Origin of the sequence: Sphingobium sp. BHU LFT2, assembly GCF_018604485.1 — a bacterium.
In the GTDB taxonomy this organism is placed as follows: Bacteria; Pseudomonadota; Alphaproteobacteria; order Sphingomonadales; family Sphingomonadaceae; genus Sphingobium; species Sphingobium yanoikuyae_A.
In genome coordinates this window covers 118,332-131,397 of sequence record NZ_JAFCGW010000010.1, presented here as the reverse complement: position 1 = coordinate 131,397, position 13,066 = coordinate 118,332, and the positions used below count along the sequence as shown (strand labels likewise).

Annotated in this window: 14 protein-coding genes and 3 tRNA genes; 7 read left to right on the top strand and 10 right to left on the bottom strand. The window is 66.6% G+C overall.

Annotated features, from left to right (window positions below; genetic code table 11):
* Positions 1-6: 6 nt before the first annotated feature.
* From JQK15_RS17970 to JQK15_RS17960, 3 genes are all read right to left on the bottom strand, one after another.
* Complete coding sequence (locus JQK15_RS17970; protein ID WP_214866686.1) at positions 7-762, bottom strand: tetratricopeptide repeat protein; 756 nt, start codon at positions 760-762, stop codon at positions 7-9.
* Positions 759-2,093, bottom strand: a complete 1,335-nt coding sequence (locus JQK15_RS17965; protein WP_214866685.1) for an AmpG family muropeptide MFS transporter — start codon at positions 2,091-2,093, stop codon at positions 759-761. Before JQK15_RS17965 ends, JQK15_RS17970 begins: the two co-directional genes overlap by 4 nt.
* A 102-nt stretch (positions 2,094-2,195) precedes the next feature.
* Entirely contained in the window at positions 2,196-2,678 is a 483-nt protein-coding gene (locus JQK15_RS17960; RefSeq protein ID WP_026109123.1) for a response regulator, read from the bottom strand.
* A 174-nt stretch (positions 2,679-2,852) separates the two neighbouring features.
* Here JQK15_RS17960 and JQK15_RS27490 point away from each other — a divergent pair, with 174 nt between their 5' ends.
* From JQK15_RS27490 to JQK15_RS17945, 3 genes are all read left to right on the top strand, one after another.
* Positions 2,853-4,268: a pseudouridine synthase gene (locus JQK15_RS27490; RefSeq protein ID WP_214866684.1), complete on the top strand. Its 1,416-nt coding sequence runs from the start codon at positions 2,853-2,855 to the stop codon at positions 4,266-4,268.
* Positions 4,265-4,819, top strand: a complete 555-nt coding sequence (gene rsmD, locus JQK15_RS17950; protein WP_004207665.1) for a 16S rRNA (guanine(966)-N(2))-methyltransferase RsmD — start codon at positions 4,265-4,267, stop codon at positions 4,817-4,819. Before JQK15_RS27490 ends, rsmD begins: the two co-directional genes overlap by 4 nt.
* 72 nt (positions 4,820-4,891) lie before the next feature.
* Positions 4,892-5,422 (top strand): hypothetical protein, encoded by a 531-nt coding sequence (locus tag JQK15_RS17945; RefSeq protein WP_214866683.1) that lies wholly within the window; start codon positions 4,892-4,894, stop codon positions 5,420-5,422.
* Positions 5,423-5,438: 16 nt separating this feature from the next.
* Here the strand turns inward: JQK15_RS17945 and JQK15_RS17940 are convergent, their stop codons facing one another.
* Positions 5,439-5,885 (bottom strand): globin domain-containing protein, encoded by a 447-nt coding sequence (locus JQK15_RS17940; protein WP_214866682.1) that lies wholly within the window; start codon positions 5,883-5,885, stop codon positions 5,439-5,441.
* Between the two features lie 107 nt (positions 5,886-5,992).
* Between JQK15_RS17940 and JQK15_RS17935 the strand changes: the two genes are divergently transcribed.
* Positions 5,993-6,487, top strand: coding sequence for an Rrf2 family transcriptional regulator (locus JQK15_RS17935; protein WP_214866681.1), 495 nt, complete (start codon positions 5,993-5,995; stop codon positions 6,485-6,487).
* On the opposite strand, the gene JQK15_RS17930 is transcribed toward JQK15_RS17935, so the two are convergent.
* Both JQK15_RS17930 and JQK15_RS17925 read right to left on the bottom strand, forming a co-directional pair.
* Entirely contained in the window at positions 6,444-6,785 is a 342-nt protein-coding gene (locus JQK15_RS17930; RefSeq protein ID WP_214866680.1) for a hypothetical protein, read from the bottom strand. The genes JQK15_RS17935 and JQK15_RS17930 overlap by 44 nt on opposite strands.
* A 108-nt stretch (positions 6,786-6,893) precedes the next feature.
* Positions 6,894-7,289 carry a GFA family protein gene (locus tag JQK15_RS17925; RefSeq protein ID WP_004207669.1) on the bottom strand — a complete coding sequence of 132 codons (396 nt, stop codon included), beginning with the start codon at positions 7,287-7,289 and terminating at the stop codon, positions 6,894-6,896.
* Between the two features lie 113 nt (positions 7,290-7,402).
* Between JQK15_RS17925 and JQK15_RS17920 the strand changes: the two genes are divergently transcribed.
* Complete coding sequence (locus JQK15_RS17920; RefSeq protein ID WP_214866679.1) at positions 7,403-9,679, top strand: ATP-dependent helicase; 2,277 nt, start codon at positions 7,403-7,405, stop codon at positions 9,677-9,679.
* A gap of 472 nt (positions 9,680-10,151) precedes the next feature.
* Here the strand turns inward: JQK15_RS17920 and JQK15_RS17915 are convergent.
* From JQK15_RS17915 to JQK15_RS17900, 4 genes are all read right to left on the bottom strand, one after another.
* Positions 10,152-10,227: transfer RNA gene (locus JQK15_RS17915), tRNA-Ala, on the bottom strand.
* Between the two features lie 70 nt (positions 10,228-10,297).
* Positions 10,298-10,373 (bottom strand) — tRNA-Ala (locus JQK15_RS17910).
* A 72-nt stretch (positions 10,374-10,445) separates the two neighbouring features.
* Positions 10,446-10,521, bottom strand: a tRNA-Ala gene (locus JQK15_RS17905).
* A gap of 88 nt (positions 10,522-10,609) precedes the next feature.
* Entirely contained in the window at positions 10,610-10,948 is a 339-nt protein-coding gene (locus tag JQK15_RS17900; RefSeq protein ID WP_214866678.1) for a TIGR02300 family protein, read from the bottom strand.
* A gap of 176 nt (positions 10,949-11,124) precedes the next feature.
* Between JQK15_RS17900 and aroA the strand changes: the two genes are divergently transcribed.
* Together aroA and JQK15_RS17890 are read left to right on the top strand one after the other, a co-directional pair.
* On the top strand, positions 11,125-12,435 hold the full coding sequence (gene aroA / locus JQK15_RS17895) for a 3-phosphoshikimate 1-carboxyvinyltransferase (RefSeq protein WP_214866722.1): 1,311 nt from the start codon (positions 11,125-11,127) through the stop codon (positions 12,433-12,435).
* Complete coding sequence (locus tag JQK15_RS17890; protein WP_214866677.1) at positions 12,432-13,061, top strand: (d)CMP kinase; 630 nt, start codon at positions 12,432-12,434, stop codon at positions 13,059-13,061. The genes aroA and JQK15_RS17890 overlap by 4 nt, the downstream gene beginning before the upstream one ends.
* Positions 13,062-13,066: the final 5 nt, after the last annotated feature.

The following is a 13,066-nucleotide window of genomic DNA, read 5'->3' as shown; positions in this document are numbered from 1 at the left end:
CGCGCTCTAAGCCGCCGCCTTCCGCAACTCCGCCAGCCGCTCGCCGGCCCAGCGATACATATCCGCCTGGGCGGCGCGCTGGGTGCGGTCGAGCCGCCTGGCCCGCTGCTCGACCTCCTCCAATATCTGCCGCGCGCGCAGCCGGTCACCCTGCTCCAGCAGGAAGGCGGCATAATGGCAGCGCGCCTCCTCGCCAGCATAACGGCTCATCACATCCTCGAACAGCAGGCGCGCCTGCGCATCCTCACCGATATCGGCCAGCATCCGCGCCCGCAGCAGCGCACGCCGATCCCATTCGCTGCCCCGGCCGACTTCTGGCACATCGTCCAGCTCCGCCAGCCCCTCGCGGCTGCGCCCCAGTTCGAACAGGGTCTGCGCCAGCTTCACCTGCGTCGTCGCATCCTGCCCCGGCCCCAGCGCCAGCCCCTTGCGATAGGCCGCCTCCGCCTCGGCAAAGCGGCCCAGGTCCAGCAGCGCATCGCCCAGCGCGATCTGGTTGGCCGCGGTCTCCGCCAGGTCCAGATCAGCCCGCGCCTTGCGCAGGCCGCGTTCGGGATCGACCTTGCCGACCACCTGGCTGCGCGCGGTGCGCAGATGGCGATTGCCCCAATAGGCCGGCAGCACCTCCAGCATCAGATAGGCAAAGCAGCCCGCCAGCGAGAAGAGGAAGATGAACAGCATCCAGATCTGGTTGCGGCCGCTACGCACGACATCGACCGCACAGATGATCTGGATACAAATGGACGCGACGAGGAAGATCATGCGGCGCTTCCGTTAGCCCTGTCGCCATCGGCGCTTGCCGCCGTGCCGATGCTCGCGTCGATCAGCCCGGCCCGCATCATCAGCCAGAACAGCAGGATGCCCGGCACTGCCAGCGCCGTCGTCAGCAGGTAGAAATCGACATAGCCGAACCGCTCGATCAGCGCGCCGGCGGTCGTCCCGGTCAGGAAACGGCCGACGATGCTCGCCGCCGCCGAGATCAGCGCATATTGGGCGGCGGTAAAGCGCAGGTCGCACAGCGCAGAGAAATAGGCGACGACGGTGACGCCGCCGATGCCGCTCGCGAAATTCTCGAAGCCGATCGCCCCGGCCATGCCCCAGTTGCTCTTGCCCAGCGCCGCCAGTGCGGCGAAACTGAAATTGGACACGCACATCAGCACCAGGCTGATCAGCACCGACCGCTTCATGCCCAGCCGTGCATAGAGGATTCCCCCGACGAAGATGCCGATCAGATAGGCCCAGAAGCCGATGCCGACGTCATAGATGGCGATCTCGTCATTGCTGTATCCCATGTCGTCGAACAGCAGGCGAAAGGTCAGGTTGGCGAGCGTGTCGCCGATCTTGTGCAGCAGGATGAAGCAGAGAACGAGCACCGCGCCCCGGCGGCGGAAAAACTCCACCAGCGGACCGGCGATCGACTGCCACACTTCGCCCATGCCGCGCCGCGCCGCCGCCTCGCGGTGCCGTTCGGGCTCGCCCAGCACCAGGCCGGTCAGCATCGCCGGCAGGGCGAAGACCGCGCAGGCCAGATAGGCGCCATGCCAGCCGATCCGCGCCGCCAGCACCAGCGCCAGCGCGCCGGCCGCCACCGACCCGATCCGCCAGCCATATTGCGACATGCCCGATCCCACGCCCAGTTGTTCGGGCTTCAGCGTCTCGATCCGATAGGCATCGATCACGATGTCGAAGGTCGCACCGGCGGCCCCGACCAGGATCGCGGCATAGGCCGTCTGCAACAGGCCGGTGGTCGGATCGACCAGCGCCAGATTGGCGACCGCCGCCATCACCAGCAGCCCCGTCAGCAACAGCCAGGATACGCGCTGCCCCAACCGGCCGATAATCGGCAGGCGCACACCATCGACCATCCAGGCCCATAGCCATTTTAGGTTGTAGACGAGGAAGGCGAGCGTGAAGGCGGTCACCGCCTTCTTGTCGATGCCGTCCTGTGCCAGCCGCGTCGTCAGCGTGGCGCCGATCATGGCATAGGGAAATCCGGACGAAACCCCCAGGAAGAAGGCCGCCAGCGGCTCCTTCTGCACATAGGGCTTTACCGCGTCGCTCCAGCTGCGCGTGCCGCCGGCCAATTCCGTCATGATCTGTGATGCCCCCGATGATGCGATCCGGGCGCCACCATATGAGCAAATGCAGCAGAGGCAAGCGGCACGGCCGCCTGCCTGCCCCGGATCAGCCCAGCGTCAGGCGATCTCGGCGAACAGCTTCATGCCGCGCGGCTTGCGTGGTGGCGCACGTCCGGCCAGCACAGCATCGACCACCGCGATCGCCGCCAGCAGGTCGCGCGGGGCGAAGGGCTTGGCGAGGCAGCCGACCGCCAGCGATCGCGCATCGGCGGGACAGGCACCGGTGACGAACAGCACCGGCAATTGGCGCGCATGGGCATGACGCGCGACCTCTATGCCGCAACGCCCACCGCGCAGATTGATGTCGGTCACGACCAGATCGACCGATCCGGCATCGATCACGCGGGCGGCGTGGGTGTGGCTGTCGACGGTGGCGGCGATGCGATAGCCTGCCTGGGACAGGATATGCTCATGGTCGAAGGCGACGAGCGGTTCATCCTCCACCACCAGCACGCTGCGGATGGCGTTGCGCGGCGCACCTGCCCCGTCTCTCGCCCCGTCCCTGGCGGTGTCGTCCCCTCTGATTCGCCCGAAAAACATTTGCTGTCCTGCCCCGTTTCCGCCATGCAACCGACCAACGCCGCGCCCCGGCGCCGGGTTGCGCCCGGCCGGGGCTTTGCCGTTCACATGGACGGCGCTATGGCACCGTTCATCATATTGCACATGCCGCCCTGATATGGGGATGGCCACCCGTCACGAAAAGGAATGCATCAAGTGGAACCGCCAAAAAAATCTGGTCCGCCGCGCCGGTCAGGTCCGGGCGGTCCCAAGCGTCCCTCCGGCCCCGGATCGCGTGGCGGCGCCGATCGCGGCACGGGCCGTGGCCCCGCCCGATCGGACGCCCGATCGGATGGTCGCAACGAAGGTCGTTTTGACAGCCGCAGCGAAGGCCGTCCGGGCCGCCCCGCCCCGCGTGGCGAACGCCCCGATCGCAATGGCCCCGGCGAAGCCCGCGGCAATCGCTTCGGCGACGGTCGTGGTGAACGCGGCGAAGGTCGCGGCGCCCGCCCCGATCGCAGCGCTTCGGGTGAAGGCCGTGCTGGTCGTTTTGCCGGAAACCGCGAAGAAGGCCGTGGCGACCGCCCGGCCCGTGGCCGCCCCGACCGCGCCGCCCAGCCGGATCGCGCCGAACGCCCCGCCCGCAGCGGTCGCCCGACCGAAGGCAAGCGCCCCGAGCGCGCGGCCGCTGGAGATCGTCCCGCGCGCGCGCCCTTTGGCGAGCGCGCCGCCCGCCCCGCTTTTGGTGACCGCCCGGCTCGCCCGCGCCCCGAAGGCCGCACTGAAGGTCGTATGGGCGGCACATCCTATCCGCCGCGCCGTCCCGGCAGCAAGAAGCCGGCTGCGCCCCATGTCGCCAACCCGCACCCGGCCCGTGCCGCCGCGGAAACCAGCGGCAAGGGCGAACCCCAGCGCATCGCCAAGCTGCTCGCCCGCGCCGGCATCGCCTCGCGCCGCGAGATCGAGCGGATGATCGAGGAAGGCCGTATCGCCAGGGACGGCGTCACGATCGATACCCCCGCGACGCTGCTGACCTCGCTCCATGGCGTCACCGTCGACGGCGATCCGGTCGCCGCGCCCGCCCCCGCGCGCCTGTTCCTGTTCCACAAGCCGACCGGCTTCCTCACCACCGAGCGCGACCCCGCCGGACGGCCGACCATCTACGACATCCTGCCCGACGACCTGCCGCGGCTGATGCCGATCGGCCGCCTCGACATGAATACCGAGGGGCTGTTGCTGCTCACCACCGATGGCGAGTTCAAGCGCGAGATGGAATTGCCCTCGACCGGCGTGCCACGGACCTATCGCGCCCGCGCCTTTGGCGAGGTCAGTCAGCAGCAACTGGAGGATCTGTTCGACGGCATCGAGATTGATGGCATCCAATATGGTCCGATCGAGGCCAATCTGGAACGGCGCACCGGCCGCAACCAGTGGATCGAAATGACCCTGACCGAGGGCAAGAACCGCGAAGTGCGGCGCGTGCTCGAACATTTCGAACTCAAGGTCAATCGCCTGATCCGCACCAGCTACGGCCCGTTCGAACTGGGCGAACTGGCCGGCGGCGCGGTCGAGGAAGTGCGCCAGCATGACCTGGTCGCCTTCCGCAGCAGCCTGAAGAAAGCACAGAAATGAGGATTATCTCGGGTCAATGGCGCGGCCGTCCGCTGGTCGCGCCCAAGGGCGACGCCACCCGTCCCACCGGCGACCGCACCCGCGAGACGCTTTTCTCGATGCTGGCGAGCCGGCTGGGATCGTTCGAGGGACTGGCCGTAGGCGACTTCTTCGCCGGCTCGGGCGCGCTGGGCTTTGAGGCCCTGTCGCGCGGCGCCGGCTCCTGCCTGTTCGTCGAACAGGACAAGGCGGCGATCGACGCGATCCGCGCCAATGGCGACAAGCTCGGCCTGCGCCCGGACATCCGCCAGACCAGCGTGCTCTCGCTCGGCCCGACGAAGACGCCGCTCGACCTCATCTTCATGGACCCGCCTTATGACACCGGCGCGGGTCAGGTCGCGCTCGACAAGCTGGCGCGCCTGGGCTGGACCAGCCCGGCCACCTGGATCAGCATCGAAACCGACCGGCGCGAAGACGTTGCGGTCAAGGGGTTCATCGTCGACGCCGTGCGCGACGTCGGCAAGGCGCGCCTCACCCTGCTCCGCGCAGAGGATAGCGCGCCCGCAGCCTGAGCATCGGCGAATAACCGGACCTTAAGACCAGCCCCTTAGACCGACCCTGTTTCGGTCCAAGGGGGGTGATCCATGCCTTTTCGATATGCCTTTGCCATGCTGGCCACGCTGACGGCCGTGGCGGTCGATGCCCAGCCGGCGGACAGCCGCTATTTCTACGGCCCGATGAACGGCCGGGGCGACGGCTATAAGGACAAGCTGACCAAGGATGGCTTCTGGCAGGTCGATGCCGGCGTCAGCCATATCGGCAGCGCCATCGCGATCGACTTCGCCATCTATCGCGCCGCCGAACTGGCGCGGGAAAATGGCTATCGCTATGTCGAAATCCACGACGCGACGGGCCGCAGCAGCCGGATCGGCGGTGCGGAGACGGCAACGCTCTATGCCCGTCCGGCCGAAGCGCCGGCCCATCCGGCCGCCTGCCGCTCGGGCAAGCCCAAGCGCTGCTACACTGCCGACATTGCCCTCGTCTATGCCCGCCTCAGCGGTGCCGACGGCCAGCATCCCGGCGTCGCAGCGCCCAGCTATGTCGACAAGTTCGGTCGGCCGGTGATGCAGAGCGGTTTTGGCACCGGCGCGGTCGGCACGCCACCCGCGAGATAATTGGCCAGATGATCGGTCAGGCGGCCTCGGCGTAGGCCGCCTGTTCCCTGCCGATCAGGATATCGGCCAGGAAAGTATAAGCTTCCGCCCAGGCGGCCAGCACTTCATCAGTCGCCACCGCTTCGCCCAGCACCTCGCGGATCGCCGGCAGCAGCGCGGCCGCCACCTTGGGATAATGGTCCGGCTGCACACCGGTATCGACATGGCGCTGCACCATCCGCGCGATCGCGCCGTCCAGCGCCTGCAACTTGTCGACATTCTCGGCAAAGCCCAGGATCGCCGCCGCCAGCCGGCGCGGCTGCTCGCCGCTGGCCTGCGCCGCCTGATCGAACATGTCCTTGATCGACGCATCCTCGAACAGCCGCGCATACATGCGGGTGGTGATCTCGACGCCATGGCGGCGCAGCGCCGGGCCGGTCGCCTTCACGATGGCGATGGTTTCGGGGGACAGATTTTCGCGCATGACAGGCTCCTTATCGGGGACTCGATAAGGTTCATTTAATATGCATCTTTTAAGATGTAAATTGAATATATGTTTAAGACGGTCTACGCGCAGGATAGGAGGGCGCGATGCAATTGACCCGCCACACCGATTATGCGCTGCGCGTGCTGATCCATCTCGCCGCCGTACCGGGCGGACGGGCGACGATCCCGGAAATTGCCGACGCCTATGGCCTGTCGCGCAATCATCTGATGAAGGTGGTGCATGGCCTGGGCCAGGTTGGCTTCATCCGCACCCAGCGCGGTCGCGGCGGCGGCTTCAGCCTTGCCGCCGATCCTGCCGATATCCGCATCGGCGCGGTCGTGCGCCATAGCGAGCCGGACATGGCGATGGCTGATTGCGCGTCCTGCGCGATCCGTCCCGCCTGCGGCCTTTCAGGCATATTGGCGCAGGCGGTCGGCGCCTTCCTGACGGTGCTGGACGGCTACAGCCTGGCAGACGCGGCGCGCGACCGGACCGGCCTCGCAGCGCTCATCGCCGCCCTGCCCGGCCCTGCAGCCGCCGACCCAAAGCACGATCTCAGCCCGGCCTGCGCATCCTCTTCTTCGCCTCGCCCGGATTGACGCAGCCATCCTGCACGCCCTTGCCGCAGACCGGATAGGCCTTCGCCTCGGTCGGCGGCGGCGTCATGTTGCCGCCGACGGTTACAGGATTGGATGATGATCCCACCGGCGCGGCGGGATCGCGCGGCACGTCCGCAGGCGCCGGCACCATGCCCGTCTCGGCCGGCACCGCGCCGGTCGGCTGGGCCGCATTGGGATCCTGGTTCTGGGCCGGCGGCGACATCGCCTGCGCCCCGGCCTGACCGGGCATCGCCGCCATCGACAAAGCGGCAAAGCCGGCGATCATGATGATCTTCATCGGGTTGGTCCTTCTACTCCTTGCCCCGAGCAAGGGAGAAACCGGCCGCCCCGCATGCCTGTTCCGCGTCAGCGACGAACCGTGCCGCCGCTGACGCCGGCCGCACGCTCAGTCCGACGGGTATCGATCGAACCGGGGCAGGTCATGCGCCGCCGCCATCCACGGCGCCGCCTCGGCATATTGGACATGCACCGCCGGCGGAAAGGCGCTCTGGTCGTCCAGCGTCGCGCTCTGGATGTCGATCATGCCGGGAAACACCGTCGGGTTGGTGTAGAACAACCCGGTGCCACAGGTGCCACAGAAATGGCGGGTCGCATTGTCCGACGATTGGTAGGTGACCGGATCGCCCTCTATCGTCACCTTGTCATGCGCGAACAACGCCCAGCCGACCATCGGCGCGCCCGCGCTCATCCGGCAATCGCTGCAATGGCACAGCGCGCTGTAAACCGGCTCGCCCTCCGCCGCATAATGGATCGCCCCGCACTGGCACCGCCCCGTCACCATCATCTTGCTCCATTCGCATCTTGCGTGATTCCCTTTTTGTTCTCATAGATTGCGTCCCGCTGCAAGGCCATCCGCCCTTGCCCCCGCAACCGCCCATCCCTAGTTGATCGCCCATGACCGTGCCTGCCCCCTCTCCCAATGACCCGCCCTATCTGAAGGGCCTCAACGAACCGCAGCGCGAAGCGGTGCTGACCACGGAGGGACCGGTGCTGGTGCTGGCCGGCGCGGGCACGGGCAAGACGGCGGCGCTCACCGCCCGCCTCGCCCATCTGGTCGCGACCCAGCGCGCCTGGCCCTCGGAAATCCTGGCCGTGACCTTCACCAACAAGGCAGCACGGGAAATGCGCGAGCGCGTCGGCCGGATGATCGGCCCGGCGGTCGAGGGCATGCCCTGGCTCGGCACCTTCCACGCGATCGCCGCCAAGATGCTGCGCCGCCATGCCAAACTGGTGGGCCTCCAGTCCAATTTCACCATCCTCGACACCGACGACCAGTTGCGCCTGATGAAGCAGCTGATCCAGGCCGAGGGGATTGACGAGAAGCGCTGGCCCGCCCGCCAGCTCGCCGGTCTGATCGACCAGTGGAAGAACAAGGGCCTCACCCCAGAGGAAGTCGGCGCCGGTGAGGCGGAGGGCTATGCCCATGGCAAGGGGCAGAAGCTCTATGCCGCCTACCAGGCCCGCCTGCGTGAAGTGAATGCTTGCGATTTCGGTGACTTGCTACTGCACTCTCTCACCATCTTGAAGCGTCACCGCGACGTGCTGGAGCAATATCAGCAGCGCTTCAAATATATTATGGTGGACGAATATCAGGACACCAACTCCAGCCAGTATCTCTGGCTGCGCCTGCTCGCCCAGACCCGCAAGAATATCTGCTGCGTCGGCGACGACGATCAGTCCATCTATTCATGGCGCGGCGCAGAAGTCGCCAATATCCTGCGGTTCGAAAAGGATTTTCCGGGCGCCGTGATCGTTCGCCTGGAACAGAATTATCGCTCCACCCCGCATATCCTGGGCGCCGCCTCCGGGGTGATCGCGGAAAATGGCAATCGCCTCGGCAAGACATTGTGGACCGACATCGACGTCGGCGAAAAGGTGCGCGTGCTCGGCGTGTGGGACGGGCCGGAAGAAGCCCGCCGCGTCGGCGACGAGATCGAGGCGATCGCCCGCGCCGGCGGCTCGCTGGACGAGGTCGCGATCCTCGTCCGCGCCCAGCACCAGACCCGCGAGTTCGAAGACCGCTTCATCCAGATCGGCCTGCCCTATCGCATCGTCGGCGGCTTCCGCTTCTATGAGCGCGCCGAAATCCGCGACGCGCTCGCCTATCTGCGCCTCGTCAACCAGCCGGCAGACGACCTGGCCTTCGAACGCATCGTCAACGTGCCGAAGCGCGGCCTGGGCGACAAGGCGGTCGAGAAGCTGCACCGTCTGGCGCGCGCGGAGGGCATTCCGCTCGCCCTCGCCGCCGCGCGCATCCTCGACACCGACGAACTGACACCCCAGGCGCGCCGTTCGCTCGGCGCCTTCATCGGCGATCTCGCCCGCTGGCGCGATCGCGCCGCACAACTGCCCCATGCCGAACTGGCGCGCCAGATCCTGGACGAAAGCGGCTATACCGCCACGCTCCAGGCCGAACGCTCGACCGAGAGCGCCGGGCGCCTCGAAAATCTGAGCGAACTCACCCGCGCGATGGAGGAATATGAGACGCTGGGCGCCTTCCTCGAACATGTCAGCCTGGTCATGGACAATGAGGCGCAGCAGGATGAGCAGAAGCTCACCATCATGACCATCCACGCCGCCAAGGGGCTGGAATTCGACAATGTCTTCCTCGCCGGCTGGGAGGAAGGCATCTTCCCCTCGCAGCGCGCGCTGGACGAAGGCGGGCTCAACAGCCTGGAGGAGGAACGGCGCCTCGCCTATGTGGCGATCACGCGCGCGCGCAAGCGCTGCACCATCCTCCACGCCGCCAATCGCCGCATCTATGGCCAGTGGACCAGTAGCATCCCCTCCCGCTTCGTCGGCGAATTGCCGCCCGAACATGTGGACGAGGAAAGCAGCATGTCCGGCGGCGCCTCGCTCTGGCGCGCCAACTGGTCGGAACGGGACGATCCCTTCGCCAATGTCGCGCGCGGCTCGTCGCGCGGCCCCGGCTGGCAGCGCGCCCAGACCAGCGGCCAGTTCAGCCGCGAGCCGGTGCGAATCGTCGAAGCCCGCACCTCCGCCGTGTCGCTCGGCAACAAGGGCCGCGACGATGTGTCCGTCGGCCAGCGCGTCTTCCACCAGAAATTCGGCTATGGCACGATCGCCGCGATCGAGGGCAACAAGCTGGAAATCGACTTCGAAACCGCCGGCCGCAAGCGGGTGATGGACAGCTTCGTCACGCTGGCCTGAGCGGCGTTGCCCCGTCCTCATTCGCAAAAGCAGGAATGGCCCAAAAGGGTGGTTAGCAGACGTCAGCTTTCCTGCGTTTCCACCACCAATAAAGTGCAGCCGTTAGAGCGGCAAAGATCGCCATACGCAGCGGCAGTTCATCGGTAACGAAGCGGGAAAAACCACGCGTATAAATGAGATAGCCGCAAAGCCCGATATGAACCGCTATGACATACCGATAGTAGGATAAGAACGATCCGTTCGTCATTCATGATGCTTAACATCAACGCGCCACTGTCTGCTAGTGGTCGCTTCCAGACCATCCTCCCCTGCAAGGGGAGTTCAAGGGAGACCCGTGTCTCCCTTGAACTGGCCGTAGGCCAGACGGAGGGGTGCCCCCTCTCGATACGACGCCGCAGCCAGCCCGACCGAATCCGAAGGCCATCAACGCAATCCCATGGGTTGCGTGTGCATGATGCTATGTGAAGAAAAATGGTGGAGCCTAGCGGGATCGAACCGCTGACCTCCTGCATGCCATGCAGGCGCTCTCCCAGCTGAGCTAAGGCCCCATCCTGATACGGCGTAAGCCGCGTCCCGATGGATCAGACCATGTCCGGCACAAGCCGTCGGCCGAAAAATTGGTGGAGCCTAGCGGGATCGAACCGCTGACCTCCTGCATGCCATGCAGGCGCTCTCCCAGCTGAGCTAAGGCCCCATCCTGATACGGCGCGAACCGCGTCCCAAATGGATCAAACCATGTCCGGCACAAGCCGTCGGCCGAAAAAATTGGTGGAGCCTAGCGGGATCGAACCGCTGACCTCCTGCATGCCATGCAGGCGCTCTCCCAGCTGAGCTAAGGCCCCGTACCATCTTGAGGCACCGTTGGGTCCGGCGCCTCGGAGGTCGCTGCCTCTAGGATCAGGCGATCCCGTTGGCAAGCAGAATTTTCACTTAATTGTCGTCGTCGCCGTCATCGCTGCCGGCATCGACGCCCAGGTCGTCATCGCCGCCCAGATCGACGTCATTATCCGGCGAATCGCCGTCATCATCGACGTCCAGATCGATGTCCAGATCATCGTCCGCCGTCTCCAGCTCGCCATCGGCCGTTTCCACGACCTTCTTGGGCGCGGCCTCTTCATAGGGCAGCGGCTGCTTCGACTTCAGCACCGGTTCGGGCTCCCAGGCGGCGCCGCAGTTGATGCAGGTCACCGGGTCGTCCTTGCCCAGGTCATAGAAGCGAGTCGCGCATTTCGGGCAGGTCCGCTTCGTGCCCCATTCAGCCTTCACCATGTCCGGCCTGTTCCTTCTTCGATGCTCAAACAGAAATCACGCGGCACGACAGAAGTCGGCCACGAAACGTCGGGCGCCTTGCCATAGCGAAACCGCGCTGTCAAAAGCCGGGCGCATTTTTTCGGTTCCAAGATGATGGATACCCCGTGACCAGCCATAATGACCAACCCAGCCCGATGACCTTCACCGCCGCCCCTGCCCTGTCCGGCAGCGTCGCGGTTCCGGGCGACAAGAGCATTTCCCACCGTTCGCTGATGCTGTCCGCCCTGGCCGTGGGCGAAAGCCGGGTCGAAGGCCTGCTGGAGGGCGAGGATGTGCTGGCCACCGCCGCCGCGATGCGCGCGATGGGCGCCGACATCCAGCGCGACGATGACGGCATCTGGCATATTCATGGCGTCGGCGTCGGGGGCCTGCTCCAGCCGCAGGAAGCGCTCGACATGGGCAATAGCGGCACATCGACCCGCCTGCTGATGGGCCTGGTCGCCAGCCATGGCATCACCGCCACCTTCGTGGGCGACGCGTCCCTCAGCAAGCGCCCGATGGCGCGCGTCACCGAACCGCTCTCCCGCGTCGGCGCCAGCTTCACCACCAGCCCCGGTGATCGCTTGCCGCTGACCATGACCGGCGCCTGCCCGGCCGTGCCACTCGACTACACCCTGCCGGTCGCCTCGGCCCAGGTGAAGTCGGCAATCCTGCTCGCTGGCCTCAACACCCCCGGCATCACCCGCGTGGTCGAGCCGATCCCGACCCGCGACCATAGCGAACGCATGCTCAAGGGCTTCGGCGCCGACCTTGAGGTCGAGGTCCAGGCCGACGGCACCCGCATCATCACGCTCAAGGGCGAGGCCGAACTCAAGCCGCAGAATATCGTCGTGCCCGGCGACCCCTCGTCGGCCGCCTTCCCGATGGTCGCGGCGCTGCTGGTGCCGGGATCGCAGGTGACGATCGCCAATGTCGGCCTCAATGCCACTCGTGCCGGCCTGATCGACCTGCTGCGCGAAATGGGCGGATCGATCGAGATCATCAATGCCCGCGAAGTCGGCGGCGAGCCGGTCGGCGACCTGGTCGTCACCGCCTCTGCCCTGAACGGTGTCGAGCCCGACCTCGCCCGCGCGCCCAGCATGATCGACGAATATCCCGTCGCCTTCGTCGCGGCAGCCTTTGCGCACGGCCGCAGCATCTTCCGCGGCCTCGACGAACTGCGCGTCAAGGAATCGGACCGCATCGCCACCATGGCCACCGGCCTGCGTGCGATCGGCGTCACGGTCGAGGAACTGGAGGACGGCATCATCATCGAGGGCAGCGGCGGCCAGCCTTTGCCCGGCGGCGGCCCGATCGCCACCAGGCTCGATCACCGCATCGCCATGAGCTTCGCGGTCGCCGGCCTGGTCTCGCGCGATGGCGTCACCATCGACGACATGCGCCCGGTCGCGACCAGCTTCCCGACCTTCACCACCCTGCTCCAGACGCTGGGAGCCATCGCATGATCATCGCCGTCGATGGCCCCGCCGCATCGGGCAAGGGCACGATCGCCAAGGCGCTGGGGCGCCATTATGGCCTGCCGGTGCTCGACACCGGCCTACTCTATCGCGCCGTGGGCCTGTGCGTGCTGAAGAATGGCGGCGACCCGGATCATCAGGCCGACGCGCTGGCCGCCTGCGGCTTTGACGACGCCATCCTGGCCGATCCGGCGCTGCGCAGCGAAGCGGTCGGCAGCCTCGCCTCGCGCGTATCGGTGCATCAGAGCGTGCGCGACGCATTGGTCCAGCGCCAGCGCGACTTCGCCACCCAGCCGGGCGGCGCCATCCTCGACGGGCGCGACATTGGCACCGTCATCGCGCCGGACGCCGACGCCAAGATCTTCGTCACCGCCAGCGTCCATGTCCGCGCCGAACGCCGCTTCAAGGATGCTGAGGCCCATGGCAGCGAACCCGACATGGACAGCCTGATCGCCGACATTCAGGCCCGCGACACCCGCGACATGAGCCGCGACCATGCCCCGCTCAAGGTGGCCGACGGCGCCGACTTGCTAGATACCAGCAATTTGACTATAGACGCCGCCGTCCAGCGGGCCATCGCGCTTGTGGACGCCCAGCTTGAAGGTCGCCCGTAAGCGTG